Below are 25,572 nucleotides of genomic sequence, written 5' to 3'. Positions count from 1 at the left end.
GCCCCTCTACCCCAAACCAACGCGCAGGCAATCGTGGATATGTAGCACGCCCAAGGCCTGGTGATCACTGCCCTCCTCGACCACAAACAAAGAGGTGATCTTGCGGTCATTCATGATGGCCACCGCCTCTTCGGCCAACGCGCCGGGCGGGATGGTTGTTGGGTTCTGCGTCATCACCTGCTCGGCCGTTTTGCCCAGCAAGCCCTCCATATGACGCCGCAGATCGCCATCGGTGATGATGCCCACCACCTGACCTTGCGGATCGACAACCCCGGCAACGCCAAAGCCCTTGCGGCTGATCTCGATCAGCGCATCGCTCATGGGTGTTCCGACCGAAACCAGCGGCAACGCATCGCCCTTGTGCATCAGATCCTGCACCGTGCTCAGCTGTGCACCTAGTTTTCCACCGGGATGAAAGGCGCGGAAATCTTCGGGTTTGAAGTTGCGATACTTCATCAACGCTATCGCCAGCGCGTCGCCCATGGCCAAAGTCAACGTCGTGGAAATCGAAGGCACCATGCCATAGCCGCAGGCCTCGCCCAACGACGGGATCAATAGATGCACGTCTGCCTGTTTCATCAGCGTGCTTTCCGGCTTGCTGGACAGGCCAATCAGTGGAATGCCAAAGCGGCGGGTAAAAGCCAGCAGGTTGGCAAGCTCTGGCGCTTCGCCCGAATTCGAGATGGCCAGAACCACATCGCCTTTTGAAACCATGCCCAGATCGCCATGGCTGGCCTCGGCCGGGTGCACGAAATAGGCCGGTGTACCGGTGCTGGCCAGTGTGGCCGCGATCTTGTGCCCGATATGACCCGACTTGCCGATGCCGCTGATGATGATGCGGCCCGAGGCCTGCAATATCAGCTGAACCGCTTGGGCAAAATGTTCATCCAGACCGTCGGCCAGTACCTCCAGCGCGCGGGCCTCGTCTGTCACCACCTGACGGGCGGTTCTCAGAAATGCTTCGGTATCAGTCATGAGTGCGCAAAAATATCCGTTTCTGGCCATCCAGCTAGATCGAGTTTCGCACGCATCGGCAAGAAGTCAAAACAGGCCTGCGCCATCTCGGTCCGGCCCTCTCGCGCCAGGCGCTTGTTCAACTCCTCCCGCAGGCGGTGCAGATACAGAACATCCGAGGCTGCATAGTCCAGCTGCGCCTCGCTCAACGTTTCGGCGCCCCAATCGCTCATCTGCTGCTGTTTCGAGATATCGACGCCGATCAACTCGTTGCACAGGTTTTTCAGCCCGTGCCGGTCGGTATAGGTGCGCACCAGACGGCTGGCGATCTTGGTGCAATAGACTGGCGCGGCTAACGCACCAAAGGCGTGATACATCGCGGCAATGTCGAAACGACCAAAATGGAACAGTTTCAGCACATCCGGGTTTTCCAGCATGGCACGCAAGTTCGGTGCCTCGGTCTGGCCCTTTTCGACCTGAACGATATGCGAATTGCCATCGCCGCCCGACATCTGGATCACGCAGAGGCGGTCGCGATGCGGGTTTAGACCCATGGTTTCACAGTCAATGGCCACCACCGGCCCCATATCCAACCCGTCCGGCAGGTCGTTTTTGTACAAATAGTTAGCCACCCGAGTAATCCTTTGCGCGGTATCGCCACCGAGATAGGCGCTTTATTCCCTAAACTCAACGCCATCCCTGTACGCCAGCCGGTTGCCGCTGTCGCAGTTGGTCAAGACCTAAACGAAGGTTTGGGGTGACAGAGCCTTTAGACTGCGGCAGATATCAATCAATGTTAAGCGTTCTTAGAAACCGGACCTATCGCCACCTGTTGGCCGCGCAGATCGTTGCCCTGACGGGCACTGGGCTGGCCACGGTCGCGCTGGGTCTGTTGGCCTTTGAACTGGCAGGGGATGCGGCCGGGCTGGTGTTGGGCACCGCGATGACCATCAAAATGGTGGCCTATGTCACGGTCGCGCCATTGGCGGCCGCTTTTGCCGAGCGGCTGGATCGGCGCAAGATGTTGGTGGTGCTTGACCTGATCCGTGCGGCTGTCGCGCTGTGTCTGCCTTTTGTGACCGAGGTCTGGCAGGTTTATGTCCTGATTTTCGTGCTGCAATCTGCCTCGGCCGGATTTACCCCTGCATTTCAGGCTACAATCCCCGATGTACTGACAGATGAGCGCGAATACACCCGCGCCCTGTCCCTATCGCGGATGGCATATGATCTGGAGAGCCTGCTAAGCCCCGTATTCGCCGCAGCCCTGTTGTTGTTGGTCAGCTTCAACAGCCTGTTCTGGGGCACCGCCCTGGGATTTGTCGCTTCGGCGCTGCTGGTGGTGTCGGTGGCTTTGCCATCACCCAAACCAAGTAAGCCGCGCGGGATATACGAACGGACAACACGTGGCATACGCATCTATTTGAACACACCCCGGCTGCGGGGCCTTCTTGCCCTGAGTTGGAGCGCGGCAGCACTCAGCTCAATGGTGATCGTCAACACTGTGGTCATCGTGCGATCAGATCTGGGGCTGTCGGAAAGCGCCGTTGCCGCTGCGCTGGCCGGTTTTGGTGGCGGCTCTATGCTTGCCGCTTTTATCCTGCCCCGGATGCTGGACCGGATCGAGGATCGAAAGGTCATGTTGGCCGGCGCCCTTCTGTGCTGCGTCACCATGGCCGGAGCCGCCGCGATATTTGCGACAACCCCGCTGTCTTTGGGTCTGTTGATCGTTTTGTGGGCCCTAGCTGGCTTTGGCTATTCCACCACGCTGACGCCGTCTGGCCGCCTGCTGACCCGCTCGGCCCATCCCGAAGACCGCCCCGCCGTCTTTGCGGCCCAATTCACGCTGTCTCATTGCTGTTGGCTGGTGCTGTATCCTCTGGCAGGCGGGCTGATGACCCTGTTTGGGGCCACAACCGCCCTGAGCTTTATGGCGGCGATGTCCTTTCTGGGTATTATCGGTGCGGTCACCCTTTGGCCGCGTTCTGATCTGCATTCGGTGATCCACGACCATCCTGACCTGCCGCGTGACCACCCGCACATGGCCGGCCCGCCACCGGATGCTCATCCCGTCATAATAGACGACCTGCACCCCCGTATCCCGCGTGAGCCTTGAGCCCTGCTGTCGTTTTGCCCTAAACCGGAAAAACCAGACCCGCACCGGAGCGCCAATGGATCAGCTTGACCGCCGCATCATCTCAGTCCTGCAACATAATGCCCGCGAGTCGACCACAAAAATCGCGGCAAAACTGGGCGTTGCCCGGACAACCGTGCATGAACGCATCAGCCGGATGGAAGAACGCGGCATCATTGCCGGCTATTCCGTGATCCTGAACAGCCCCGAAGATGCCCCCCGCGTCCAGGTTGTCGTTCTGCTCGAGGTCCAACAGAAGGAAACCACCCGTATCATCAAGCGGCTCGAGGCCTACCCCGAGGTTAAACTCTGTCTTTCGATCAACGGTGACTTTGACCTGCTGTTGACCGCTGACGCACCAAGGATCGAGGATCTGGATATTCTCGTTGATGATCTGGCACGAATCCCCGGTGTTCTGCGCACCAATACGAGCGTTGTTTTTGGCCGGCGGATTGATCGAATCTGATTGACTGATAACCCTCTGTAAACCAAGGCAAGGCTAGCGTGGCCCGGATTGATCAGAATCCCGGACCGGCAGAATGCCAAATCGCCTATTCATTGTCATAGCATGTGTTGCGTTGCTTCTGGCAGCGCGTCAGAGCTTTGCGGGCGCGGAGGCCCGGATGTCTCAGACATGTGATCAGGCCGCCCGCCGCGCGGCCCTCGCCCAAGACATACCGCTTGATGTTTTGCGTGCCATAACGCGGGTTGAAACTGGCCGCGCGATCAAAGGCCGACTTGAGCCTTGGCCATGGGCAATCAATGTCGAAGGGCGCGGCCATTGGTTCCGATCTGAGCAGGAGGCTAAAGCCTATGTCGCGGATATTTTCCAAGCCGGAAAACGCAGCTTCGATATCGGGTGCTTTCAAATCAACTATCGCTGGCACGGGCAGGCCTTTCTGTCGATCGATGCCATGTTCGACCCCGAGACTAACGCCAGCTACGCGGCCCGGTTTCTGAAACAGCTATATTCCGAACTTGGGTCGTGGCCGGCAGCGGTGGGGGCCTATCACTCGCGAACCCCGGCTTTGGCCAAGACCTATTCCAGCCGCTACCAGATTGTTCATGCTCAGCTTGACCCGGGCACGGCGGTGCAAACTGCCCGCATGTCGCGTGATCCCTTCACACAACCCGCCGCACCGCTGTTCCCGGTGCAAATCACCCAGTTTCCGACGGGTGCGATGGGCTCTTTGATGCCAGCCGCGGACACCCAAACAGCCTTCATCGCCTTCAACTAGGAGAATTACGTGCCCAGACTTGACGTCCGCTCCCTGTTTTCTCCGACTGTTTTGCTGGCGCTTGCGTTGATGACTGTCATCGTCATGATGATCCTGCCCATGCCGTCCTGGGTCCTGGATGTCGGATTGGCCACGTCCTTCGCCCTGGCGATCCTGATTTTCACGCTGACCCTGTTTATCGAGCGGCCGCTGGATTTCTCTTCCTTCCCGACCATCCTTCTGGGGTCTTTGATGCTCCGGCTGTCGTTGAACGTCTCATCGACCAAGCTGATTATCGGTCAGGGGCATACCGGCCCCAATGCCGCCGGCGATGTGATCGAGGGATTCGCAAGCTTCGTCATGGGCGGCAGCATATTCCTGGGCCTTGTCGTGTTCGGCGTCCTGTTGATCGTGAACTTTATGGTCATCAACAAAGGCGCGGCCCGCATGGCCGAAGTTGGTGCGCGATTTGCCCTGGATGGGATGCCGGGGAAACAGCTGGCCATCGACAGCGATATGTCCGCGGGCGCCATCGATCATCAAGAGGCCAAGGAACGGCGCGAACGGGAACAACAGGAAACCACCTTTTTTGGCTCGCTCGACGGGGCGTCGAAATTCGTCAAAGGAGACGCGGTTGCCGGGCTTTTGATCACCCTGCTGAATCTGGTCATGGGTCTGGTCATGGGCGTGATCGTGCATGGGATGCCGGTGTCATCGGCGTTCGAAACCTACGCCATCCTGACTGTTGGCGATGGCTTGGTCTCGCAGATACCGGCTGTGATCATCTCGATCGCCTCCGCTTTGCTTCTGGCACGTGGTGGCACGCAGGGCGCAACTGACACCGCCATCTTATCGCAACTGGGGCGCCACCCGGCCGCCCTTGGCACTGTTGCCGGGTTGATGGTGCTTTTCGCGCTGGTTCCCGGCCTGCCATTTCTGCCCTTTATTCTGGGGGCCTGCGTTTTGGGCTACGCCGCCTATGCAGTGCACCGAAAACAACAAAAGCAAGAGACTCAGGTCCAAACCGCGACGGATGAGGCGGACACAGCGGTGTCGCAGGCGATTGGCGATATTCTCGACCTCGATGATGTTCACCTGGAATTCGCACCGGATCTGGTCAGCATGGTCCTGAACCAGGGCACCGGGCTGGATGCACGCATTGCGAATATGCGGACCTATGTCGCCTCGACCTTTGGATTGATCCTGCCCGATATCCGTCTGACCGATCGGGCCGAGCTACCGATGGGGACATATGTCATCAAGGTACATGGGGTGGAACAGGCCCGTGGTGCCCTGAACCCCGATCTGATTCTGGCGCTGGTTCAGGACGGGCACGATCTTTTGCCCGAGGGGAGGGATGTCACCGAACCCGTCTATGGTGCGCCTGCACGTTGGATCCTGCCCAAGGATCAAGAGGCCGCAGCAATGAGCGGCGCTACGATTGTCTCACCCCCGGAAATACTGGCCACGCATCTGCTGGAAATCATCAAACAGAACTTCTCGCGTCTGTTGACGCTGAAGGCGCTACGCAGGCTGCTATCAGAAATGGCCCGGCTCAGCGACCCGGTCCGGGCCGAGGCAAACAGGAAACTGCTGGACGAGTTGATCCCCGACAAGGTTCCAATCGACACGCTTCACGCAGTCCTGCGCCTTTTGCTGGACGAACGGGTTTCGATACGCAATCTGGCGCTTATCCTCGAAAGCATCGCCGAGGCGCGCCTGACCACCACCCAACCCGAGGGGATTTGCGAACTGGTGCGGCAGCGACTTGGGTTCCAGCTTGTGGCTGACATGAAACGCGAAGACGGGTCGATCCCGCTGATCCAGCTGGCACCGGAATGGGAAGACACATTTGCCACCTATCAGGTCGATGCACCCAATGCAGGGCTGGATGTCGCCCTGCCACCGAACCTGTTCAACAAGCTTGCAGAGGGCGTGGTGGACAGTGTCTCGCATTCCGCCGACCATGGTATCTTTCCTGCGGTCGTGACCTCGACCCGGCGCCGCAGGCTGCTGCGTACGATCATGCATGCGCGCGGCGTGTCCAATCCGGTCCTGTCATTTGAGGAAATCGGGCTCGAGGCGCGGCCCGCACTTGTAGGCACGGTACCCGCATGATCGCCCTCCCACCCGAACTCTTGCCGCACCTGGGCTCTGGGGCCTGGCATTTCTTCGGTGTTTTCCTACGCGTTTCGGCAATGGTATCCTTGATGCCTGCATTCGGAGAACGCAGCATCCCCACCCGTGTCAAACTTGGCACTGCCGTTGCCTTTACGTTGATCGTGGCACCGGCAGTGCCGACAAAGGAATTCAATCCCGAATTCCTGTCCATGGTCCAGCTGATCACCACCGAAACTCTTGTCGGAATGGCGCTGGGGATGGCGCTGCGCATCTTTGTTCTGACCCTGCAGACGGCAGGGTCCATCGCCGCACAGGCGACGTCACTATCGCAAATTCTGGGTGGGGCCGCCGCCGATCCAGTTCCGGCCATGGGTTATCTGCTGACGCTGGCCGGGTTGGCCCTTGCTGTACTACTTGGCCTGCACATCCGTTTGGCAGAGTTCTTGATCCACAGCTACGATCTGTTTCCCAACGGCGCCATGCCCGCAGCTCCGGATTTGTCCCAATGGGGCGTGGAACGGGTCTCGTACAGTTTCAGCCTGGCATTCGCCCTGGCGATGCCGTTTGTGATTGCCTCGCTGATCTACAACCTTGCGCTTGGTGTCATCAACCGCGCCATGCCACAGCTGATGGTGGCATTTGTCGGCGCCCCGGCCATCACATTTGCGGGGCTGTTCCTGCTGTTCGCCGGTGCGCCTCTGATCCTGTCGGTCTGGTCCGATGCCCTGTTTGATTTCATGCAGAACCCGCTGAAAGATCCGAGATGAGCGGACAGGACGACAACAGCGACAAGTCATACGACCCGACGCCGCAAAAGCTTCTGAAAGCACGGGAAAAGGGTGAGGTCGCCAAGTCAAACGACCTGTCTGTTGTCGCGGCGTATGTCGGGCTGCTCATAGGTTTGCTTTTGGCAGGCAAGATTGGTGTTCAACATCTGGGAACATTGTTTGTCGTTCTGATCGACCAATCCGACAAGATCGGCACCATGTTGACGGATGGCCCGGCTGACGGTCTGGTGGGAGGGATACTTGGCAAGGCCGCAATCTCGATGGCAACCATATTTGTTGTTCCCGCCACTGCGGTTCTGCTGAGCCTGATCGCCCAAAAGGCCCTGGTTTTTGCCCCCAGCAAGCTGCAGCCCAAATTGTCGCGGATCTCGATTCCGTCCAATGCCAAGAACAAATTCGGGCGCGGCGGTCTGTTCGAATTTACCAAAAGCTTTGCGAAGCTGCTGATTTACTGCGTCTGCCTATTCATGTTTCTGCGCGCCAACCTGCCCGAGATTCTGACCGCCAGCGCTGCGCCGCCGCAATCGTCGATCGTCTTGATGATGAATCTTTTATTCCGGTTCCTCTTCATCGTCGTCACCATCGCACTGGCCATCGGAGTCGTCGACTATATGTGGCAATACTCCGAACATATGCGCAAAAACCGGATGTCCCGCAAAGAAATTCAGGACGAGACCAAAGACGCCGAAGGCGACCCGCATGTCAAACAACAGCGCCGCCAGCGCGCGCAGGAAATTGCGGCAAATCAGATGATGGCGGATGTCCCAACTGCGGATGTAGTCATCGTGAACCCGACCCATTATGCGGTGGCTCTTAAATGGCAGCGGACAGCCGGGTCAGCGCCGAACTGCGTGGCGAAAGGTGTCGACCAGATTGCAGCCGCCATCCGCGCCTCGGCGGCCGAGGCCGGGGTTCCGATCCACTCGGATCCCCCCACCGCGCGGGCGCTCCATGCGACCGTCGAAATCGGGAATGAGATCGCCCCGGAACACTATCGCCCCGTCGCTGCGGCCATCCGCTTTGCTGAAGCCATGCGCAAACGCGCGAAGGACAAAATTTGATGCGGTTTACCGGACTTGCCGATCTGAAGCGTATATCCGACGCGGCCTTCCAAAAAGAGCAACAGACCTTGCGCCCATATGTCGAAGCCGAGGCCGAGATTTTGCAAAAACTGAGTCGATTGGATGCACAGCTTCAGCAGACCCGACAAAACAGCGGTCAAGCTGATGGATATCAGGTCACCGGCACTGATGTTCTGTGGCGTGGATGGGAAGAGGCAACCCGACGAAAACTCAATACAGACCTCGCGCGCGTCCGAGCGCAAAAGCTAACCAAGATGCATGCCTTGCGGAAAGCGTTCGGACGCAAACAGGCCCTAGGACAGCTGATTGAAGAACAACAAAAGGCCCGCCGAGACATGCTTATGAAAAAGCGATCGCGGCAATAAGCGGGCCGAAACAGGCTTCAAGTATCCTGACGGTTAACACTCATGATCAGGACTTGCAGCACGTCATCACCCAAATCCTTCTTGGCGACCTGCAGCAAAGCCTTTCGGACCAAATCCAGATTATCGGATTCCGTAAAGTTGCCGTTGAAACCACCGGTATTTGCGTGATCGAACAGAACCTGCAGAAACCCATCCCTCAACTTTGGCTCAAACTCATAAATCGTTTCAGCAACGCCGGGTTTGGTTTCCAGGCTCAGCGACATTGTGACCAATGCGGCAATCCGGTCGGACTTCACGACCGGGATCACAAACTGTTTCGTCATCTTCAGATATTCATACTTGCTGGACGTATCCTTTTTGTCCGACTTGGTCTTAGTGGCCTTCTCCTTGGCTTTCTTGGGTTCGGCGGCAGCAGATTTATCCATGTCACCATCTTTGGTTTTTCCAGAAGGAGACATGGCAATTCCCGCACCAATTCCACCGCCCAGGCCAACAAGCAGAAACAATATAGGAAGTAGCTTTTTCATTGTTATACGACCTCAGAACGGCAAAACTGTATCGAGGACCTGCTGGCCGTAACGGGGCTGCTGCACATCCATGATCTGACCGCGGCCACCATAAGACACGCGCGCCGAAGCAATCTTGTCATAGGTGATTTCATTTTTCCGCGAGATATCCTGTGGCCTCACATATCCCGCGACCAATAGCTCTCGGAGTTCGAAGTTCACGCGCAGCTCCTGCGAGCCCGATATGGCCAACACACCATTCGGCAAGGCGTCGATGACGGTCGCGGCGACTCTGAGTGTCAGCTTTTCCTTACGCTTGACCGAGCCCTTGCCCTTACTAACCGATGATGAGTCGATCCCAACAGCTTCGTCCAGCGTCGCCCCGTCGGGCAGCCGTTCCAGCGCCCGCTGCGGCAGGCCGAACAGGTCGGGAACCTCAAGGCTTTCTGACCCGCTGCGTGAGCGATTTGTGTCGTTGGATATCTCGGCTTTCTCGTCCAACTCGATGACAACCGTCAGAATATCGCCTTTTTTGATTGCGCGCTGATCTCCCAAAAGCGATTGTTGGCCACCGCTCCATAGCGAGGACCGATCAACATTGCGCTGTGGCTGCGTGTGCAACGGCAAACCCGGCCACAGCATGGCAACATGTTCAGCAGACTCGTCCGCGGGTGTGAAACTTGGCGGTTTTCCCAAATGATCCAGTCGACCACAGGCGGTCAGAGCCAGACATGCCATCATCAACAGTTTTAGTTTTCCGAACATCATTTTACCTCGATTTGACCGTTAGGCCGGATAAAGCCAACAACAGTTGTACGTGACGACAGATTCATGACCCGAATACGGTCGCCGACAGCCCCGCGCCCCAGGGCACGGCCTTCGGCCTTGATCGAAAGGGGACGACGGTCAAAGACCAGAACCACCAGATCATTGCGGTCCACCAGCGCGGGCGGCCCGACATCTGCTGCGCGAACCGGGCGTCCGGGGTAAAGCGCGACGCGTGCTTCCTGACCGATCAAATCATCGGTGTTTGTAACCGCTCCGAGGACAACCTGATCTTTGATCTCAAGATCGGCGGCCGAGATCACCTCTTTGGCGCGTATGGTCCGGATCGGCACCACGATCTCAGCCAAGGCACAAAGCGGGCTGATCGTCACCAGTGCTATGAATAGGGCGCGCATCACCGCACCTGCGTTGTTGCGCCCATCATCTGATCGACGGCCGAGATGACCTTGGCGTTCATCTCATATCCCCGCTGGGCCTCGATCAGTTCGGTGACTTCGCGCACGGCATCGACCGAGCTGTCCTCGAGATATCCCTGCCGCAATGTGCCCATCCCGCCCTCGCCCGGAGTGCCGATGACAGGCGCGCCCGAGGCTTCGGTTTCTTTGAACAGGTTGCTGCCGATCGCCTCCAGCCCTTTGGCATTGGAAAAACTGGCCAGGGTGAATTCACCGAGCAACTGTCCTTCGGCGGTATCATCGAAATAGGCGTAAACCTCACCCGATGCATTGATCGAGATCGACCTTGCATCGTCTGGGATTGTGATCTCTGGCGCGACAGCGAAGCCATCTGAAGTGACGATCAACCCTTCGGCCGAGCGTTTCAGGCTGCCGTCACGGGTAAAGCCAGACTGACCGCTGGGCAACGTCACCTCAAGATAGCCGCGCCCTTCGATTGCGACATCCAAATCGCTGCCAGTGGCCGCCAACGCACCCTGTGCCAGCTGCACGGTGACCGCAGCCGGGCGCACCCCCAGACCCAGTTGTATACCTGTGGGCAAGACGGTGCCGTCATTGGCATTCACCGTCCCAGCGCGCGCCATTTGTTGATAGTGCAGGTCTGCAAACTCGGCGCGGCGCGCGTTGTAGCCTGTGGTATTCATATTCGCCAGGTTGTTCGAGATCGTCTCAACCCGCATCTGCTGAGCGGTCATGCCTGTCGCTGCGATTTTCAGTGCCCGCATATCAATTCCTCCGTTATCAAATCAGCGCATCAGCGCCTTAAGCGCCCCACGCACACGTTCGTCTTCGGTTTCAAGAAAGCTCTGCCCCAACTCATAAGCGCGCTGGATTTCGATCATCCGGGTGACCTGTTCGATCGCGTTCACGTTCGATCCTTCGAGGAATCGGTGCACAATGACCGGCTCCTCCACGGGTTCAATCGCTGCATCTGACCGAAATTGCGTGCTGCCCTCGCGCACCAGGCTAGTGGGATCAGCAACGCGGTAGACGCCGATCTGTCCCAGAACTTGCCCTTCTATACTGAGCGTACCGTCGCTGCCGACATCAATCGAAGCGGCATCCGGCGGAATGAAAACAGGAGCGCCATTGCTGTCCAGAACCCGGTACCCATCCATGGTAACCAGATCACCCTCGGCACTGGGTGAAAACGCACCCGCCCGTGTCAGCCGGTTGCCGCTGGGGGTTTCGATCAAGAAGAACCCGTTGCCTTCGATGGCGAAATCAAATTGCCCGCCGGTTTCGGTCAGAACGCCTTGTTGCAACGAGGTATTGCGTGCCTCTGCCCGCGCCATGGACAAGGACGGATTGCCCGGCGAGGCTTTCACGAACTCGGAAAACACCAAGCCCTGCTGGCGGTACCCCGTGGTATTGGCGTTGGCGATATTATTCGCCACCAGCCGCATTTCATTCATCAGCCCCGATTGGCGGGATAAGGTGGTATATGAGGTATCCATCAGCGGCCTCCGGCGATCAGTGGGATGAGGGTTGAGGTGAAGAACGTCACCAGCGTCTGGGTCATGAACCCCATCGAAATCCAGAAAACGATCACGATGGCGATAAGCTTTGGCACGAAGGTCAGCGTCATTTCCTGCACCGAGGTCAGCGCCTGGAACAGACCCACAACCAGACCCGAGACCAGTGCCACCGCCAGGATCGGGACGGATGTGATCACCGCAACCCACAATGCCTGGCGGACGATGTCATAATAGAGACCTTCGCTGAGCATCGATCAGACCGGCATCCGCAGGATTTCCTGATAGGCCTCGACCACTTTGTTGCGCACGATGACGGCGGTTTCGACGGCCAGTTCGGTCTGCGCCAACGCCTGAACCAGCGCGTGCGGATCGGCTTGGCCGGTCATCGCTGCGCCGGACATCTGCTCGGACTGTTTCAATGTTGCGGCAAAGTCCTGAAAGGTTGAGCGCAACCCCTGTGCCATTCCGGCAAGGTCGGGGTCGGGCTGCGTAGCGGGCCGCGCTACGGCATAGCTCTGCGCGGCGGTCAGGGATCGGATATCCATTCTGGTGTCCTTTATTTTCTGAGAAGTTCCATAAGGCTCGACGACATTTGTCGTGTCTGGTCGAACATCTTGAGATTGGCTTCGTAGCTGCGCTGCGCTTCACGCGCGTCAGCGATTTCGATCATCAAATCGACATTGGACCCGCGATAATGGCCGGTCTCATCGGCCAACGCATGGCCGGGGTCATAGATGCGCGACAGGTCGCGACGATCAAGCTTAACGCGCCCGGTCTCGACCATTTGCGCACCATCTTTGCTGACCGCTTCAAACGGCACGGTTTTGCGCCGATATCCCGGCGTATCCGCATTCGAGATGTTTTCGGAGACGTGCCGCAAACGGGCCGCCTGCGCGCGCAGGGCGCTGGCCGAGGCGGAAAGGGAATGGGAAAAATCGCTCATCTCTCAGCCCTCCTCACCCGCGACCAAGGCTGGTACGCAGGATGCCAATCGAGGATTTATAGATCGCCAGCGCGCGATCATGCTGACGCTTGACCTCAACCGATTTGAGCATCTCTTCCTCAAGGGAAACGCCATTTCCGTTGGGATCGCCCGAGGGTGCGGCATCGAACTCGGCCCAGGGCCGGGCAGCGGCGGCGCCGTTCAGATGCCCGGCCCGCGTGGCGGTCATCGCAACCTCACGCCCGGTATTTTCGAAAGCTATCTGAAAGGTCTCGATATCGCGGGGCTGATAACCCGGCGTATCCGCATTTGCCATGTTTCGCGCAATGACAGACTGCCGTTGCCCGGCATGGGCTGCCATTGCGTACGCTGTCTTAAAGACGTTCAGGTCAGAGAACATCGGGGCTTCTCCCTCGATCAATTTCAATCAAGGCTTAACCCCGATTCCTTTAGAAACCGTTTTCAGAAACCCGTTGGAGAACCCACGATGACCGATCTCGACCCGATGCTTCTGAAATGCGAATTCGACCGTCTGTCCGCCATGCGTCATATGGGCCGCGTGGCCAGTGTTGGGCGCGGCGTCATAGAAATAGAGGGGTTGGAGTACGTTGCCCGCATCGGCGACAACCTGACCCTGCGGCGGCGCAGCGGCCCTGATCTGGCGGGTGAAGTTCTGCATGTCGAATCGGATCTGATCCACATGTTACCCACCGCTGCACCCGATGGGGTTTGCTTGGGTGATCGGGTGATTCTAAATCAGACACCGGCATTTTCCCCCGGACTGCACTGGCTGGGTCGGGTCATTGATCCCTTCGGCAAACCGCTGGACGGCAAGCCGTTGCTGTCGGGCACTCAGGAAAGAGATATCCTGCAAAATCCACCACCTGCCGTTGTCCGCAAACCGCTGGGGGCACGGATGGAAACCGGGCTGAGCATTATGAACACCATGTTACCTGTGGTGCAGGGGCAGCGTATCGGCCTGTTCGCCGGGTCAGGGGTCGGCAAGTCGACCCTGTTGGCCACGCTGGCGCGGTCGATGCAGGCAGACGCGGTTGTGGTCGCTCTGGTCGGCGAACGGGGTCGTGAGGTCAATGAGTTCGTTGAACATGCGCTTGGAGCCAAGGGGTTGGCACGATCCGTGGTTGTGGCGGCAACTTCGGATCAGTCGGCGCTGGCCCGAAGGCGCTGTGCATGGTCGGCACTTTCAGTCGCGGAATTCCTGCGGGATCAGGGGCTGAACGTCCTGTTTCTGGCCGATTCGGTCACCCGCTTTGCCGAAGCGCACCGCGAAATCGCCGTTGCGATGGGTGAGGCTCCCACTTTGCGCGGGTTCCCACCTTCGGTCACGCCCTTGATCGCTGGTCTTTGCGAACGAACCGGGCCGGGCACGGCTGATCAGGGTGATATCACAGCAGTTTTCAGCGTTCTGGTTGCGGGCTCGGACATGGATGAACCGATAGCGGACATTCTGCGTGGCGTTCTGGACGGGCATATCGTCCTGAGCCGCGAAATCGCCGAGCGCGGCCGTTTCCCCGCCATTGACCTTAGCCGGTCGGTTTCACGCAGCCTGCCGGGGGCTGCCTCCGAGGCGGAAAACCGGATGATCTCGGAAACCCGCAAGCTGGTTGGCAGTTACGAGCAATCCGAGGTTATGATCAAAGCCGGGCTTTATGCCGAAGGGGCAGACCCGTTATTGGATCAGGCAGTCCGGGTTCATGACGAGCTTGATGCCTTTTTCGGCAAGGCCGAGTCGGAAGGAATCAGCAACAGTTTCAACCACCTGCAACTGATTCTGCGCCGTGCCGGGGCAGCATTACCGCAGTGAGGAATTCAAGACAGTTTTAAGTGTTAAGCCCACCTTAAGACCTGCCCGGCTACCCCTGTAACTGGGTGATAAAAAGGTGGTGGAGATGGGTGCGCAATCCAATGTGGCGCCAATCATCATCAAGAAGAAACGTGTGTCAGGTGGCGATGGTCACCATGGTGGCGCGTGGAAAGTCGCATATGCCGACTTTGTCACGGCCATGATGGCGTTCTTCATGTTGATGTGGCTGCTGAATGCAACAACGGAACAACAACGCAAAGGGCTTGCGGATTATTTCTCGCCGACCATTCCCATAAACCCGGTTTCGGGTGGCGGCGATGGGGCCTTTGGCGGCAATAACATGTTCTCTGAGGAAACTCTGGTCATGGACGGGACCGGCGCCAGCAAACGCAGCCCGACGCCCGCGCGACAAGCGCGTGGATCGGTTGGCGTCAGCTCGGACGGTGGCGGAAAAGAAACGGTCGAAGACTTTTCCTCACTGGAATCAGAGCTTATGGGGCGAACCGGCGAAAGCATGGTGTCCGACAAGGTCCTCAAACATATCGTCACCCGCGTGACGGATGAGGGTCTGGTGGTCGAACTCTTCGCCACCAAGGATCAACCGCTGTTCGAATCGGGGACGAACCAACCAACCAATATGCTGCGTGCTCTGACATTGTTGGTGGCCCGATCCTCTGATCTGGTGACAAATGACATGGCGGTCGGAGGGCATGTCGGTTCCTCGCCGGTGGTTCTGGCCAAAAACCCGGCCTGGGATTTGTCTACCTCGCGCGCTCAGCAAGTTCGCCAAATGCTGCAGGACAAGGGTGTTGCGCCGCTCAGGTTGGACCGCGTAACCGGCCATGCTGATCGAAAATTGTCGGATGAAAACCCGATGGCCGCACGCAACAACAGGATCGAGATCATCTTTCTGCGCGGCACCTGAGAATAAAAGGATAGACGGCATTTTACCTGTTAGCGCGCTGTTAAGGCCCAGCGCGTTAGCTGTTGCATCAAGATTTGACGCAACAGAAGGGCGTGCCAATGACAATTTCCTCTTCGCTGAACGCTGGCGTGGCCGCATTGAAGGCCAACGCAAACCGGCTGGCGACGATCTCGGACAATATCGCGAATTCATCAACCTTCGGGTATAAACGGGTGGAAACTGATTTCCATTCTATGGTCACCTCCGGCCAGGGCGGCAGCTATTCCGCTGGGGGCGTTCGCACCACCAGCCAACGCCTGATCGACCAGCGCGGTTCGCTGGTGACAACCAACAACTCCACCGACCTTGCGGTGCGTGGGCGCGGCATGATGCCTGTACGACCAAGTTCTCAGATCGCGGCCGGTTCGAATGAGATGTTGCTGACCACGACAGGGTCGTTCCGCACCAATGAAGAAGGATATCTGGTCACCGAATCAGGGCTTGTTCTGCTGGGTTGGCGTGCGAATGCGGATGGAACCATCCCTGCGGTTCCGCGTGACACTCCAGCTGCGCTTGAACCCATTCAGCTCAGTGTTAATCAACTGTCGGGCGCGCCCACGACGCAGATGAATCTGCGCATGAACCTGCCCGCGACCGCTACGGATGCGGGTTCCCCTGGCGACATGCAACCCTTGTCCGTTGAATATTTCGACAATCTGGGAAAATCCGAAAGCGTTGATATCGAACTCATCCCTACAGTGCCGGCCACCGGCAGCAGTAACGAATGGACGATGATCATGCGCGATTCAGCCTCGGGCGGCGCCATTATCGGTGAATACACCCTGACCTTCACCGATAGCCGAACTGCGGGTGGCACGCTGGCCAGCGTAACTGCGGTCACCGGCGGTGCATATGACCCAGCAACCGGCAGCGTTGTGGTGAACGTGGCCGGCGGCCCGATGGAGATCAATATAGGGGAAATCGGGGATGCCGACGGAATCACGCAGCTGTCCGATACATTTGCACCAGTTTCGATCACGCGCGACGGTTCGGCGGTCGGCACCATGACCAGCGTTCAGGTTGACGAAAACGGGTATGTTTATGCGTTCTACGATACCGGCGTCAGCCGACGCATGTACCAGATCCCATTGGCGGATGTTCCGAACCCAAATGGACTGACCGCGCTGGACAGTCAGACCTATGCACCATCCCGGGAAAGCGGGACGTTCTTTCTGTGGAATGCGGGGGACGGGCCAACCGGCGACCTGGTTTCTTTTGCGCGCGAAGAATCCACTACCGATGTGGCGACCGAGCTGACCTCGATGATCCAGACACAGCGGGCTTACTCTTCCAGCGCAAAGGTTATCCAAACGGTGGATGAGATGCTTCAGGAAACAACCAATATCAAACGCTGATCAGGGTTTTGATTCAGGAAAGGGACCTGCAGAATGAATATGTCCACAGCATTGAACAACGCGTTGGGCGGCCTGACCGCCGCCAGTCGCGGTGCGGCGGTTGTGTCCGAAAATATTGCAAACGCATTGACGCCCGGCTACGCGCGCAGGTCTTTGGAACTGGCAACCAACACGATTTCCGGCCACGGCGTGCGTACCGTAGGTGTCATTCGTCATCAGAATCCCGTCCTCACGTCCAACCGCCGGGCCACGGATGCCGATCTGGCCTTCCACACCACCATTTCAGACTTTCACACAAGGTTGGAATCTTTGGTAGGGTCCGCCGATGATCCCGCTTCGCTTGTGGTTCGACTGGCTGATTTTGACAACAGCCTTTTAACAGCGGCAAGCCTGCCGGATTCCAGTGAAAGACTGGACCAGGTTGCGCGCACGGCTCAGGATCTGGCGCGCGGCCTGAACGCAGCATCGGAAGGGTTACGGCAGATGCGGTCCGAAGCTGACCGGACCATTGGCAAACAGGTCGATACCCTGAATCAGACTCTGAAGGACATCGAAGAGCTGAATGCCAAGATCCCGGCCATTAAGTATTCCGGCGCCGATATTGGTGGGCTACTGGATCAACGACAGGTCCTGATTGATCAGGTCAACGAACTGGTTCCTGTAAATGTGATTCAAAGGGACAATGATCAAGTCTCGCTTTATTCTGATGGCGGCTTGATATTGCTGGAAAACACTGCGGCCGAGTTCTCCTTTTCGACAACCGGCGACACCAAGCCCCATATGACCCTAGCAAACGGGTTGTTGTCCGGGCTTGAGCTGAACGGAAACCCTGTCCGCACCAGTGGCGATTTTGCCCAAATTCGCGGTGGTGCCTTGATGGCCCAATTCCAGATTCGGGATGAAATCGCGGTTGAGGCTCAAGTCGATCTGGATGCTGTTGCGCGCGATCTTATCGAAAGATTCGAAACGCCGGGGCTGGATCCGACCGCGCTGGCCACGGATCCGGGCGTGTTCACCGATGATGGCAACCGGTTTGATCCGGCATCGGTGACGGGATTGGCCTCTCGCATCAGTCTGAATGCAATCGTTGACCCGGACGCCGGAGGAGAGAGCTGGAAACTACGGGCCGGGCTGGGTGCGGCCACACCCGGCAGCGCCGGAGATGCCAGCCAACTGCGCGCCTTCAGCTCAATTCTGAACGACGAGCGCCCTGTTGCAGGCTCGGTTTTCGGGGCCGGAAACATGCGCGCCGCCGACATCTCTGAGGCGTTGCTGTCACGGGTTGGCTCGGGCGCCCATGTGGCCGACGGGCGGCGGGTGTTTGCAAACAGCGCCAATCTGGAAATGACGGCCATTGAGGCCGAACAGGGCGTCGATACTGATCAGGAATTGCAGCGGCTAATGCAAATCGAACAAGCCTATGCGGCAAATGCCAGACTGGTTTCGGTCGTCGATGAACTTATGGACACGTTGTTGAGGCTGTGATGATGAATGTAACCTCTATGGGCGACCTAGCGCGCGGATTGACCCTGAAATCGCGGGCGACTGATATCAAAAATCAGATCGAAACCCTGTCTTATGAGATGTCTTCAGGCAAAGTGCAGGATGTCTCCGGCCATCTGGACGGGGATTATTCCTATCTTCTGGATATGGATCGCAACCTGTCGCGCCTGGATGCCTTTCAGGTGGCCACAGCCGAAGCTGGCCTGTTCACTGACGGCATGCAGCTAAGCCTTACAACGGTCAACGACGCGGTGGGGCGCCTGACGTCATCCTTACTGGCATATGGGACCTCCAATCAGGCGGTCACGCATGAGCATGCCTCTGTCCAGGCCAGAAATGAGCTGGATACGGTCATGTCGGCATTGAACACCCGTGCGGGTGGCCGAAGCCTGTTTTCCGGCGTGGATACTGATGTGTCGCCTCTGGTATCTGCGGATATCTTGTTGACCGCGTTAGAGGCGGAGTTGACGGGGCTGACAACACTCACAGATATCACACAAGCGGCGGAAGACTGGTTCAATGATCCTGCGGGTTTCGATGCGGTTATCTATCAGGGCTCAGATACGGCGCTGGCACCGATGAGCATTTCGGAGAATGAAAGTGTCTCTATTCCGATCACTGCGACCGATCCGACGCTCAAAGCCGCGTTGCGGGACATCGCCGTCGCCGCTCTGGTTTCGGACGATAATCTGGGACTTCCCAATGATCTGCGGACGTCCTTGTTTACCCAGTTGGGTGTCGAGCTTGCCAATACGCAGGACGGCACAGTGAACCTGCGGGCGGATGTTGGTTCGGCGGAGGCCCGGATTGAACAAGCCGCCACGCGCAACGCGGCGGCGCGTACCAGCCTCGAATACAGCCGAAACTCTCTGATCGCCGCGGACCCGTATCAAACCGCAGTGCAACTGCAGACTGTCCAATTTCAATTGGAAAGCCTGTATTCTGTCACCGTTCGCAACGCGAACCTATCGTTGGTTAATTTCCTGAGATGAGATTACTTGCCATTCTCTTGATCCTGCTTCCAAGCCTGTCTTTTGCCGGGGCTATCCGGCTGAAGGACCTTGTCGATTTCGACGGGGTGCGCAGCAATGACCTTGTTGGCTATGGCCTTGTGGTCGGATTGAATGGTACCGGCGACGGGCTCAGGAATTCTCCGTTCACCGAAGAGATCATGTCCAATATTCTGGAACGGCTTGGTGTGAACGTGAATGGTGAGGATTTTCGCCCCAAAAACGTGGCCGCCGTGCTTGTGACAGCCAGCCTGCCCCCCTTTTCGCGGGTTGGTGGACAGATCGACGTCACCGTTTCGGCCATCGGCGATTCCAAAAGCTTGCTGGGCGGGACGCTTATTATGACACCGCTGAATGCGGCAGATGGTCAGATCTATGCGGTGGCACAGGGGTCAGTTCTTGCAGGTGGCGCCGTTGTCGAAGGCGATGCGGCTTCGGTCACCCAAGGGGTTCCGACATCCGGCGTGATCCCCTCCGGGGCACGGGTCGAACGTGAAATCGACTTTGAGCTTTCCGATCTGACCCAAATGCGCCTGGCCCTGCGTGAACCGGATTTCACAACCGCCGGTCGGATCGAGCAGGCAATCAATACCGAATTCAACCGGGCCGTAGCGATCATGCGCGATTCCGGGACGGTCGAACTGAATATTGCAGCGACACAGGCGATCTCGACCGCGCATGCGCTTGGGCGCATTGAGAACATCCTGGTAGAGCCAGAAACAAAGGCGCGAGTAGTAGTCGATCAGCGTTCGGGCACGATTGTCATGGGTCAGGAAGTGCGGATCTCACGCGTGGCAGTCTCGCAGGGCAACCTGACACTGACGGTCGAAGAGGCCCCTATCGCGGTTCAGCCAAACCCGTTCGCACGAGGCGAAACCGTCGTGGTTCCGCGTACCGTAGCCGGTATCGAAGAAGAGGAAGGTACCGGTTTGGCGGAAATTCCCGAGGCCACGACCTTGTCCGAAGTCGTCGCAGGGCTAAACGCTTTGGGTGTTTCACCCCGCGACATGATCGACATCCTGAAAACGATCAAAGCGGCCGGAGCATTACACGCCGAGTTCATCGTTCGATGAAGGGCTTTCCCGGCGGTAGGCGCACAGCCCCAAGACCCGCCGGGAATTCACGTCACTTTGATTTCCAACTGTCCAACCATTTGCGGAATCGGTTGCGATGCTCGCCGATGGCGTCGCCGGTTGCATAAAACCCATCCTCGACACTCTCGATCATCGGATCGATCCGCGCCTGGCGGAACCTGCGCCAACGCACCCAGATTGCCCAGACAATCGCAAAGAAGACCGTCAGGAAGACGATGTTGAACCAAGGGATCAGACGCGCATCCGGACCATCGACATGTTTGATAAAGACAGCGTTGGGAAAGATCGACATGAACTCATTCCGCCAGCCATAATGCGTCACGGCAACCCAGTCCGGGTCGTTTTTGTCCGAGATCGCGTCATTGGCTTCGGTATACAAATTGGCAGTGTCGAATTTGAAATAGGGCGGCCAACCCCAGCTGGTATCTTCGTTGCGATACACAATCGGTTTGCCATTGGCACGTACGGCCTGAATGAACTGTACATCCCGGTTCGACAGACTGGCCGACTGATCATCGGGCTCGGACCAGAAGATCCGGGTCCAGTCGTTCAGGTCCTGCCGTTCTTCATAGGTGTTGACGATCCGAACCACATCCCGTTGCGGCAGAGAATACTGAAGGATTACGGCGACCGTTCCCCAGAAAATCAGAATGAATGCCCATTTCAAATAGGCCATGCTTTACCTCTCACATGTAGTTCACAATGTAGATCAGCGACCCGATCGCTACCCAAGGCACAACATAGACACCCAGGATCAATTTGCGCCGGAACGAATTGTCATAGACGTGCAGCCCCCGTGCGACAAAGGCTGCCTTGTCTCCGGTTTTGCCCTTTTCGTCCCACCAATGCTCTAGCCTGCGGCGACGCACACTGCGTGAATACAGCGACAGGGCAAAATAGGCCACGGTCTGGATGACTAGCAGGATCAGAAAAAGGCGCATCGCTCCGAACATTTCAATCCTTTCCTAATGCGCCCCAGGGCCCAACGCGGGCGATAACAGTTTCGCTGATCCTGTCTCGACCGCTCATATCCGGCTCATGTCCGAACAGGGCAGCGCGGGCACCCGCCTTGTCCACCTGATACTCACGCGCGAGGAAATCAGCAACATAGGCCTTCTTGGCTTCGGGCCAGGATTTGTAGGTGCTATAGAACAGCTCTTTGTGGCAGATGAACATCTGGCGCGGGTCCAGTGGGGCCAATTCGGCCAGCAGCATGTTCACCAGATCACGGTTCGGCGTATCGGCGGCCCGCAGCGTATAGAAATACGCCGAATGATCCGAGGTGATCCGGGGCCACCGCCCGCCATCCGTCGCCCAACGCAATAGCTGCGCCAGCCCATGATAGGCCTCTGGCAACCGATCCGCGTGGGTGCGCGCCAGCCGACGCATATCACTGCGGTTCAGGCCAGTCAGATCGACCCCGGCATCAGCGGCCGCGTCGACGGTCAGGAAGTCCATCTTCTGCTGCAAGATCGCCGCGGCATCCACGCCGCGCGCTTTGACGATGGGTTCGACCAGATCGTTATAGTCCAGGAACTTGGCGATCTGGTTCCGCTGCGACGGGTCAAACGTGTATTTGATGTTCAGATCGTCGGGCTTTTCGCCCATGCAGATCGCCGCCGGGTGATCCATGTCTGGAAACAGATACAGCCCGCCGAAATGCGCGGTCCAGAAATTACGCTGTTCAAAGGCAGTGTGGCGCAGGTGGACCGGGTTGCGGGTGACATCGCCGGTTTCCTTGGCCGTTTCGATCATCTTTGCGATCAACACATCGTCGAACCAGGCGTCCTCTTCGGTTTTGAACTGCTCAACCATGCCTGCCAGTTGCTGAGCCTTGCGCAGGGTGCCGCCAGCAGTATCGGCCTCAATCTCGATCTTCTGGATGTTGAAAAGATCGCGCGGGGTGCTGAGCTTGATGACCGAGTTCACCAGTTCTCCAGCCACCGCATCAGTAGCGGTCAGCGCGAACAGTTGCGCCTCGTTCATCTCGATGAATTCCCGCAGGATATCGCGCGAGGTCGAGAATTTGACGTTCAGCAGAGGCGCGCGTTTCTGTTCGGTCGTCAGCAGGATAAACTGCCGGTTGACCCCGTTGGGGTTGAGGTAGAGCTCATCCTCCAGCTCAATCCCCACCTCAGGCGAATAGCCCGAGATATCCACATGGAAATCCGTCAGCGCCGTGGCCTTGCCCGCCAGATGCTGCAGCGCGCGGTTATACCGCTCGACCAAAGCCGGGCTGGAGATGTGGACGAGGTTGCCAAACATCAGGCCTTTTTCGATGAGGCGGATCATCTCTTCGCTCGCAACGATGCATTTCTCATCAAGTTTAACAACTCTTCAGGAGAATAGGGCTCTTTGCGCCGGTGGAGCATCGCATGGCAGTTCGGGCAAACCGGAAGCAAATCAGATGCTGGGTCGACTTCAGATATGTTTTCATTTGAAGACAAAGGCTTAAGGTGGTGCACGTGTATAAAACCGGTTCCGATTTCACCGTAAACACTTGAAAAATCGAAGCCGCAAATCCTGCATTTAACTCCATGAATCTGAATACACTGCGCTCGCGCTTTCGACGAACGTTCTATTTGACTGACCGAAACCGTTCGCCTGCCGCCTTCCAAGAAACTATTCGATAAAGTTTCGCCTTCGATTTCTTCCGGCAAATCAAAAAAGCCATCTTTTCGCAGCGCGATCCAAGTCTGTCCGTGTTTGACGAGTTGCGAGTCTATTAGGGTCGGCTCAAAAGACTCGATCCGTGCTGTTCCTTCTGGCTTGTCCGGATCAACCAAAGCGTGGCCCATCGGAAAGACTTTCAGTTCGTATCCTTCACTTTCTACCAGAGCGATATATTCCAAGGCCTCGGAATAGGCAGGCTGTCGGCGTCCGTTGGACAGGTTAAACTCCCAGCCTTCATTTAAGATGACCTTCTCAGAACCATGTGAGGCAATGTCCCACGCTCCGAAAATCACGAACCTGTCGGCATGGTTAACAAACGCCCAACTCCATCTCCAGTTTTTGCAAGTTGCGGCGTTTTCTTCGATGAATTTCCTCCTGCTCACCCCTTCCCCTCCAGATACCGCCGCTTGGCCTCTTCCATCCGGCCCATCTCACGCACGGCGTTCTCGATGGCGACCTCGTCGCTCTTATCGGCATAGCGGAACTCGCTGTCGGCGTAGCGGTTGATCTCTTGGATCACCATTTCCACCGTGATCGGCTGGCGCAGATCCTCGATCATCGCCTTCTTGGTGTCGTAGTCGCGGAACAGGAACAGGTCGGGGTTTTCCATCCATTCGTCGGGCAACTCAAAGTCCATCGCGCGGACCTTGACCGCGTCGGTGATGTTCTTGATCGCGCGGCCGGTAAAGCGCTCGTCCGCCTGTTGGATCGCCTTCAGATACGCCCCCATCTTGGCAATCGTATCCATCTGGCCGATCTGTCCCTGAACCCGGTCATAGACCTGCAGCAGAGCATCCTCATGCGGGCGGGAATGGCTTTCGAAACTGGCGGCGACGGCCTTTTTGATTTCCTGCGCGGCATAGGCCTCGTGTTCGCCCAGCGGGATGTCGTGATTGCGGCCCATCAGCAGGTGCAGGATATCGATGTAATCCTCGCGCGTCTGCGGCCCGTCAACCAGGAACCGCGCGCCCGCCCGTTGACGCAAGGCGTCGTCCACATTCTCGGGGTAGTTCGAGAACATGCCAAAGGTGCAGTTGCCCCGAACGACGGTGTTGGCACCCGCAAAGCTCTCCATCAGCACGGCGGTGATTTCCAACTGCCCGGCCGAGGACTGTCGGTCGCCGCGCTTGCCTGCCAGCTGGTCGATATCGTCGATGGTGCCGAAACCGATGACCGAAGGGTCGATGATCGTGTTGATAAACGCCTTGGCGTTCTGGCCGGATTTGCCCTGATAGCTGTCGATATTGTCGGTGCTCAGGTTCTGATAGCGGAACGGATAGCCCGCGTTCTGGCAGTACTCGTTGATCAGCCCGGCCATCATCTGGATCAGGGTAGTCTTGCCGGTGCCCGGTTTGCCGTCGCCCATGAAGGTGAAGATGAACCCGCCAAGCTCGGCGAACGGGTTCAGGCGGCGGTCGAAATCATAGGCCATCACCATCTTGGCCAGCTTCATCGCCTGATACTTGGCGATATGGTTGCCGACCACCTCGTTCGGTTTCTTGAACGTCATGGTCAGGGTGGTGGATTTGGCTTTGGACGCTGGCTCAAACCCTCGGATCGTCAGATCATCAGCCTCTATATGCCAGGCGGCGTTCTGGAATGGGGCCAGATGGCCGGCGGATTGGGCGCGTAGGGCAGCCTTGTCCATCAGTTGCTCGGCATAGGCGCTGGTGGCCGCGATCAAATGCGCATCATCGGGCGCGTGTTTGGCGAGGGTTTGGTCCAGCTCCCAAAGCGCGCCGTGCAGGGCAAGCTGGCCATTGTCGGCCAGAACTTCTTCGATTTCCCCGACATCAACTGTGGTCTCGCCCAGATGTGAGGACATCAAATAGGCCAGTGCATTGCCGAAACTGTGCGAGGTGATCAGCGCCTCGGCTGTCAGCAGTTCCGAGAATTCGGTCTTGCGCGCGGCGGGCAAATCCCCGGCCAAATTCGCACGTTTTAGATCGGCCAGAGGGGTTTGTTCGGCATAGGCCTCAGACACGGCCAGAGCGATGGCGACGGCGCGACGAATAGCCTGTTGCGTGGTGGCCTGCGGCGGAGAAACCAGCGTATCGCCATCATCAGACGCCTCAATCCGTTCCACCAGATGCACCCCGTCGGCCCGCACAGTGCGCCGTGTCACCAGACCCGGCGTGGTAGACCGAAACCGCCGACCCGTGGAGACGCCCGGCGACCTCTCAACCGCGGCCTCAACCGCTTTGGCAATCCGCGGCGCGTGCTCGAACCCGTTCAGCAAGGCGGTGGCCGCAGTGTAGTGCTTGCGGATATCGTCTTCGCGCAATTCCATCTGGTCTGACGTCAAACTCATCTCAAAATAGC

Annotated in this window: 29 protein-coding genes; 13 read left to right on the top strand and 16 right to left on the bottom strand. The window is 57.8% G+C overall.

Annotated elements, in window-relative coordinates; genetic code table 11:
- Positions 1-6: 6 nt before the first annotated feature.
- Entirely contained in the window at positions 7-975 is a 969-nt protein-coding gene (locus AC2FLB_RS17235) for a KpsF/GutQ family sugar-phosphate isomerase (RefSeq protein ID WP_496709739.1), read from the bottom strand.
- Positions 972-1,586: a ribonuclease D gene (locus AC2FLB_RS17230; RefSeq protein ID WP_281995587.1), complete on the bottom strand. Its 615-nt coding sequence runs from the start codon at positions 1,584-1,586 to the stop codon at positions 972-974. The genes AC2FLB_RS17235 and AC2FLB_RS17230 overlap by 4 nt, the downstream gene beginning before the upstream one ends.
- Before the next feature lie 161 nt (positions 1,587-1,747).
- Between AC2FLB_RS17230 and AC2FLB_RS17225 the strand changes: the two genes are divergently transcribed.
- The 7 genes from AC2FLB_RS17225 to AC2FLB_RS17195 all read left to right on the top strand — a co-directional run bounded on the left by AC2FLB_RS17225 (position 1,748) and on the right by AC2FLB_RS17195 (position 8,658).
- Positions 1,748-3,067 carry an MFS transporter gene (locus AC2FLB_RS17225; RefSeq protein ID WP_271950802.1) on the top strand — a complete coding sequence of 440 codons (1,320 nt, stop codon included), beginning with the start codon at positions 1,748-1,750 and terminating at the stop codon, positions 3,065-3,067.
- Positions 3,068-3,122: 55 nt separating this feature from the next.
- Positions 3,123-3,551: an Lrp/AsnC family transcriptional regulator gene (locus AC2FLB_RS17220; RefSeq protein ID WP_142638301.1), complete on the top strand. Its 429-nt coding sequence runs from the start codon at positions 3,123-3,125 to the stop codon at positions 3,549-3,551.
- A gap of 73 nt (positions 3,552-3,624) precedes the next feature.
- The gene (locus tag AC2FLB_RS17215; protein WP_496709738.1) at positions 3,625-4,323 is read left to right on the top strand and encodes a lytic transglycosylase domain-containing protein; all 699 of its coding nucleotides are present in this window, start codon (positions 3,625-3,627) and stop codon (positions 4,321-4,323) included.
- Between the two features lie 69 nt (positions 4,324-4,392).
- Positions 4,393-6,420 (top strand): flagellar biosynthesis protein FlhA, encoded by a 2,028-nt coding sequence (flhA, locus tag AC2FLB_RS17210; protein WP_496709754.1) that lies wholly within the window; start codon positions 4,393-4,395, stop codon positions 6,418-6,420.
- Positions 6,417-7,190, top strand: a complete 774-nt coding sequence (locus tag AC2FLB_RS17205; protein WP_496709737.1) for a flagellar biosynthetic protein FliR — start codon at positions 6,417-6,419, stop codon at positions 7,188-7,190. Before flhA ends, AC2FLB_RS17205 begins: the two co-directional genes overlap by 4 nt.
- On the top strand, positions 7,187-8,272 hold the full coding sequence (gene flhB / locus AC2FLB_RS17200) for a flagellar type III secretion system protein FlhB (protein WP_496709736.1): 1,086 nt from the start codon (positions 7,187-7,189) through the stop codon (positions 8,270-8,272). The genes AC2FLB_RS17205 and flhB overlap by 4 nt, the downstream gene beginning before the upstream one ends.
- Complete coding sequence (locus tag AC2FLB_RS17195; RefSeq protein ID WP_281973571.1) at positions 8,272-8,658, top strand: hypothetical protein; 387 nt, start codon at positions 8,272-8,274, stop codon at positions 8,656-8,658. The genes flhB and AC2FLB_RS17195 overlap by 1 nt, the downstream gene beginning before the upstream one ends.
- Before the next feature lie 17 nt (positions 8,659-8,675).
- On the opposite strand, the gene AC2FLB_RS17190 is transcribed toward AC2FLB_RS17195, so the two are convergent.
- Genes AC2FLB_RS17190 through AC2FLB_RS17150 form a run of 9 tightly spaced genes read right to left on the bottom strand, consistent with a single transcriptional unit; the run spans position 8,676 to position 13,226 of the window.
- The gene (locus tag AC2FLB_RS17190; RefSeq protein WP_271950818.1) at positions 8,676-9,185 is read right to left on the bottom strand and encodes a flagellar basal body-associated protein FliL; all 510 of its coding nucleotides are present in this window, start codon (positions 9,183-9,185) and stop codon (positions 8,676-8,678) included.
- 12 nt (positions 9,186-9,197) lie between these two features.
- Positions 9,198-9,929 (bottom strand): flagellar basal body L-ring protein FlgH, encoded by a 732-nt coding sequence (gene flgH, locus AC2FLB_RS17185; RefSeq protein ID WP_496709735.1) that lies wholly within the window; start codon positions 9,927-9,929, stop codon positions 9,198-9,200.
- Complete coding sequence (flgA, locus tag AC2FLB_RS17180) at positions 9,929-10,345, bottom strand: flagellar basal body P-ring formation chaperone FlgA (protein WP_496692713.1); 417 nt, start codon at positions 10,343-10,345, stop codon at positions 9,929-9,931. The genes flgH and flgA overlap by 1 nt, the downstream gene beginning before the upstream one ends.
- Positions 10,345-11,130, bottom strand: a complete 786-nt coding sequence (gene flgG, locus AC2FLB_RS17175) for a flagellar basal-body rod protein FlgG (RefSeq protein ID WP_142638319.1) — start codon at positions 11,128-11,130, stop codon at positions 10,345-10,347. The genes flgA and flgG overlap by 1 nt, the downstream gene beginning before the upstream one ends.
- A gap of 21 nt (positions 11,131-11,151) precedes the next feature.
- Positions 11,152-11,862: a flagellar hook-basal body complex protein gene (locus AC2FLB_RS17170; protein WP_496709734.1), complete on the bottom strand. Its 711-nt coding sequence runs from the start codon at positions 11,860-11,862 to the stop codon at positions 11,152-11,154.
- Entirely contained in the window at positions 11,862-12,134 is a 273-nt protein-coding gene (locus tag AC2FLB_RS17165; protein WP_142638323.1) for a flagellar biosynthetic protein FliQ, read from the bottom strand. The genes AC2FLB_RS17170 and AC2FLB_RS17165 overlap by 1 nt, the downstream gene beginning before the upstream one ends.
- Positions 12,135-12,137: 3 nt before the next feature.
- Entirely contained in the window at positions 12,138-12,428 is a 291-nt protein-coding gene (gene fliE, locus AC2FLB_RS17160; RefSeq protein ID WP_142638325.1) for a flagellar hook-basal body complex protein FliE, read from the bottom strand.
- Positions 12,429-12,439: 11 nt separating this feature from the next.
- Positions 12,440-12,826 carry a flagellar basal body rod protein FlgC gene (gene flgC / locus AC2FLB_RS17155; RefSeq protein ID WP_281973567.1) on the bottom strand — a complete coding sequence of 129 codons (387 nt, stop codon included), beginning with the start codon at positions 12,824-12,826 and terminating at the stop codon, positions 12,440-12,442.
- A gap of 13 nt (positions 12,827-12,839) precedes the next feature.
- Positions 12,840-13,226: a FlgB family protein gene (locus AC2FLB_RS17150; RefSeq protein ID WP_496709733.1), complete on the bottom strand. Its 387-nt coding sequence runs from the start codon at positions 13,224-13,226 to the stop codon at positions 12,840-12,842.
- Between the two features lie 87 nt (positions 13,227-13,313).
- Between AC2FLB_RS17150 and AC2FLB_RS17145 the strand changes: the two genes are divergently transcribed.
- The 6 genes from AC2FLB_RS17145 to AC2FLB_RS17120 all read left to right on the top strand — a co-directional run bounded on the left by AC2FLB_RS17145 (position 13,314) and on the right by AC2FLB_RS17120 (position 20,556).
- Positions 13,314-14,651: a FliI/YscN family ATPase gene (locus AC2FLB_RS17145; RefSeq protein ID WP_496709732.1), complete on the top strand. Its 1,338-nt coding sequence runs from the start codon at positions 13,314-13,316 to the stop codon at positions 14,649-14,651.
- Between the two features lie 85 nt (positions 14,652-14,736).
- Positions 14,737-15,576, top strand: coding sequence for a flagellar motor protein MotB (locus AC2FLB_RS17140; protein WP_496697349.1), 840 nt, complete (start codon positions 14,737-14,739; stop codon positions 15,574-15,576).
- Positions 15,577-15,674: 98 nt separating this feature from the next.
- Entirely contained in the window at positions 15,675-16,970 is a 1,296-nt protein-coding gene (locus tag AC2FLB_RS17135; RefSeq protein WP_496692706.1) for a flagellar hook protein FlgE, read from the top strand.
- A 33-nt stretch (positions 16,971-17,003) separates the two neighbouring features.
- A complete protein-coding gene (flgK, locus tag AC2FLB_RS17130; protein ID WP_496709731.1) occupies positions 17,004-18,455 on the top strand; it encodes a flagellar hook-associated protein FlgK in 1,452 nt (483 codons plus the stop codon).
- A gap of 2 nt (positions 18,456-18,457) precedes the next feature.
- The gene (locus AC2FLB_RS17125; RefSeq protein ID WP_496709730.1) at positions 18,458-19,465 is read left to right on the top strand and encodes a flagellin; all 1,008 of its coding nucleotides are present in this window, start codon (positions 18,458-18,460) and stop codon (positions 19,463-19,465) included.
- Entirely contained in the window at positions 19,462-20,556 is a 1,095-nt protein-coding gene (locus AC2FLB_RS17120; protein ID WP_496709729.1) for a flagellar basal body P-ring protein FlgI, read from the top strand. Before AC2FLB_RS17125 ends, AC2FLB_RS17120 begins: the two co-directional genes overlap by 4 nt.
- A gap of 52 nt (positions 20,557-20,608) precedes the next feature.
- Here AC2FLB_RS17120 and AC2FLB_RS17115 read toward each other — a convergent pair whose 3' ends face one another.
- From AC2FLB_RS17115 to AC2FLB_RS17095, 5 genes are read right to left on the bottom strand one after another with little or no spacing between them, the layout of a single operon-like run.
- On the bottom strand, positions 20,609-21,253 hold the full coding sequence (locus AC2FLB_RS17115) for a DUF1523 family protein (protein ID WP_496692702.1): 645 nt from the start codon (positions 21,251-21,253) through the stop codon (positions 20,609-20,611).
- Positions 21,254-21,263: 10 nt separating this feature from the next.
- Positions 21,264-21,530, bottom strand: coding sequence for a hypothetical protein (locus tag AC2FLB_RS17110; protein ID WP_142638342.1), 267 nt, complete (start codon positions 21,528-21,530; stop codon positions 21,264-21,266).
- 1 nt (position 21,531) lies between these two features.
- On the bottom strand, positions 21,532-22,869 hold the full coding sequence (locus tag AC2FLB_RS17105; protein ID WP_496709728.1) for a DUF6638 family protein: 1,338 nt from the start codon (positions 22,867-22,869) through the stop codon (positions 21,532-21,534).
- Positions 22,866-23,633: an HNH endonuclease gene (locus AC2FLB_RS17100; RefSeq protein WP_496709727.1), complete on the bottom strand. Its 768-nt coding sequence runs from the start codon at positions 23,631-23,633 to the stop codon at positions 22,866-22,868. The genes AC2FLB_RS17105 and AC2FLB_RS17100 overlap by 4 nt, the downstream gene beginning before the upstream one ends.
- Positions 23,630-25,561, bottom strand: a complete 1,932-nt coding sequence (locus AC2FLB_RS17095; protein ID WP_496709726.1) for an AAA family ATPase — start codon at positions 25,559-25,561, stop codon at positions 23,630-23,632. Before AC2FLB_RS17095 ends, AC2FLB_RS17100 begins: the two co-directional genes overlap by 4 nt.
- Positions 25,562-25,572 lie beyond the last annotated feature (11 nt).

The organism is Ruegeria sp. CDSA236 (assembly GCF_059611285.1).
This window is presented reverse-complemented; position numbering and strand designations above follow the sequence as displayed.

What these genes read in the sequence shown, in the direction of transcription:
- flgK (WP_496709731.1), top strand. Translation starts at nt 17,004, where the DNA reads ATGAATATGTCCACAGCATTGAACAACGCGTTGGGCGGCCTGACCGCC.
- AC2FLB_RS17170 (WP_496709734.1), bottom strand. Translation starts at nt 11,862, where the DNA reads ATGGATACCTCATATACCACCTTATCCCGCCAATCGGGGCTGATGAAT.
- AC2FLB_RS17150 (WP_496709733.1), bottom strand. Translation starts at nt 13,226, where the DNA reads ATGTTCTCTGACCTGAACGTCTTTAAGACAGCGTACGCAATGGCAGCC.
- AC2FLB_RS17120 (WP_496709729.1), top strand. Translation starts at nt 19,462, where the DNA reads ATGAGATTACTTGCCATTCTCTTGATCCTGCTTCCAAGCCTGTCTTTT.
- AC2FLB_RS17215 (WP_496709738.1), top strand. Translation starts at nt 3,625, where the DNA reads ATGCCAAATCGCCTATTCATTGTCATAGCATGTGTTGCGTTGCTTCTG.
- AC2FLB_RS17220 (WP_142638301.1), top strand. Translation starts at nt 3,123, where the DNA reads ATGGATCAGCTTGACCGCCGCATCATCTCAGTCCTGCAACATAATGCC.
- flgC (WP_281973567.1), bottom strand. Translation starts at nt 12,826, where the DNA reads ATGAGCGATTTTTCCCATTCCCTTTCCGCCTCGGCCAGCGCCCTGCGC.
- AC2FLB_RS17095 (WP_496709726.1), bottom strand. Translation starts at nt 25,561, where the DNA reads ATGAGTTTGACGTCAGACCAGATGGAATTGCGCGAAGACGATATCCGC.
- flgG (WP_142638319.1), bottom strand. Translation starts at nt 11,130, where the DNA reads ATGCGGGCACTGAAAATCGCAGCGACAGGCATGACCGCTCAGCAGATG.
- AC2FLB_RS17190 (WP_271950818.1), bottom strand. Translation starts at nt 9,185, where the DNA reads ATGAAAAAGCTACTTCCTATATTGTTTCTGCTTGTTGGCCTGGGCGGT.
- AC2FLB_RS17140 (WP_496697349.1), top strand. Translation starts at nt 14,737, where the DNA reads ATGGGTGCGCAATCCAATGTGGCGCCAATCATCATCAAGAAGAAACGT.
- flhA (WP_496709754.1), top strand. Translation starts at nt 4,393, where the DNA reads ATGACTGTCATCGTCATGATGATCCTGCCCATGCCGTCCTGGGTCCTG.
- AC2FLB_RS17125 (WP_496709730.1), top strand. Translation starts at nt 18,458, where the DNA reads ATGAATGTAACCTCTATGGGCGACCTAGCGCGCGGATTGACCCTGAAA.
- AC2FLB_RS17135 (WP_496692706.1), top strand. Translation starts at nt 15,675, where the DNA reads ATGACAATTTCCTCTTCGCTGAACGCTGGCGTGGCCGCATTGAAGGCC.
- AC2FLB_RS17195 (WP_281973571.1), top strand. Translation starts at nt 8,272, where the DNA reads ATGCGGTTTACCGGACTTGCCGATCTGAAGCGTATATCCGACGCGGCC.
- AC2FLB_RS17235 (WP_496709739.1), bottom strand. Translation starts at nt 975, where the DNA reads ATGACTGATACCGAAGCATTTCTGAGAACCGCCCGTCAGGTGGTGACA.
- AC2FLB_RS17105 (WP_496709728.1), bottom strand. Translation starts at nt 22,869, where the DNA reads ATGATCCGCCTCATCGAAAAAGGCCTGATGTTTGGCAACCTCGTCCAC.
- AC2FLB_RS17145 (WP_496709732.1), top strand. Translation starts at nt 13,314, where the DNA reads ATGACCGATCTCGACCCGATGCTTCTGAAATGCGAATTCGACCGTCTG.
- flgH (WP_496709735.1), bottom strand. Translation starts at nt 9,929, where the DNA reads ATGTTCGGAAAACTAAAACTGTTGATGATGGCATGTCTGGCTCTGACC.
- AC2FLB_RS17110 (WP_142638342.1), bottom strand. Translation starts at nt 21,530, where the DNA reads ATGTTCGGAGCGATGCGCCTTTTTCTGATCCTGCTAGTCATCCAGACC.
- flhB (WP_496709736.1), top strand. Translation starts at nt 7,187, where the DNA reads ATGAGCGGACAGGACGACAACAGCGACAAGTCATACGACCCGACGCCG.
- AC2FLB_RS17165 (WP_142638323.1), bottom strand. Translation starts at nt 12,134, where the DNA reads ATGCTCAGCGAAGGTCTCTATTATGACATCGTCCGCCAGGCATTGTGG.
- AC2FLB_RS17205 (WP_496709737.1), top strand. Translation starts at nt 6,417, where the DNA reads ATGATCGCCCTCCCACCCGAACTCTTGCCGCACCTGGGCTCTGGGGCC.
- flgA (WP_496692713.1), bottom strand. Translation starts at nt 10,345, where the DNA reads ATGCGCGCCCTATTCATAGCACTGGTGACGATCAGCCCGCTTTGTGCC.
- AC2FLB_RS17225 (WP_271950802.1), top strand. Translation starts at nt 1,748, where the DNA reads ATGTTAAGCGTTCTTAGAAACCGGACCTATCGCCACCTGTTGGCCGCG.
- fliE (WP_142638325.1), bottom strand. Translation starts at nt 12,428, where the DNA reads ATGGATATCCGATCCCTGACCGCCGCGCAGAGCTATGCCGTAGCGCGG.
- AC2FLB_RS17115 (WP_496692702.1), bottom strand. Translation starts at nt 21,253, where the DNA reads ATGGCCTATTTGAAATGGGCATTCATTCTGATTTTCTGGGGAACGGTC.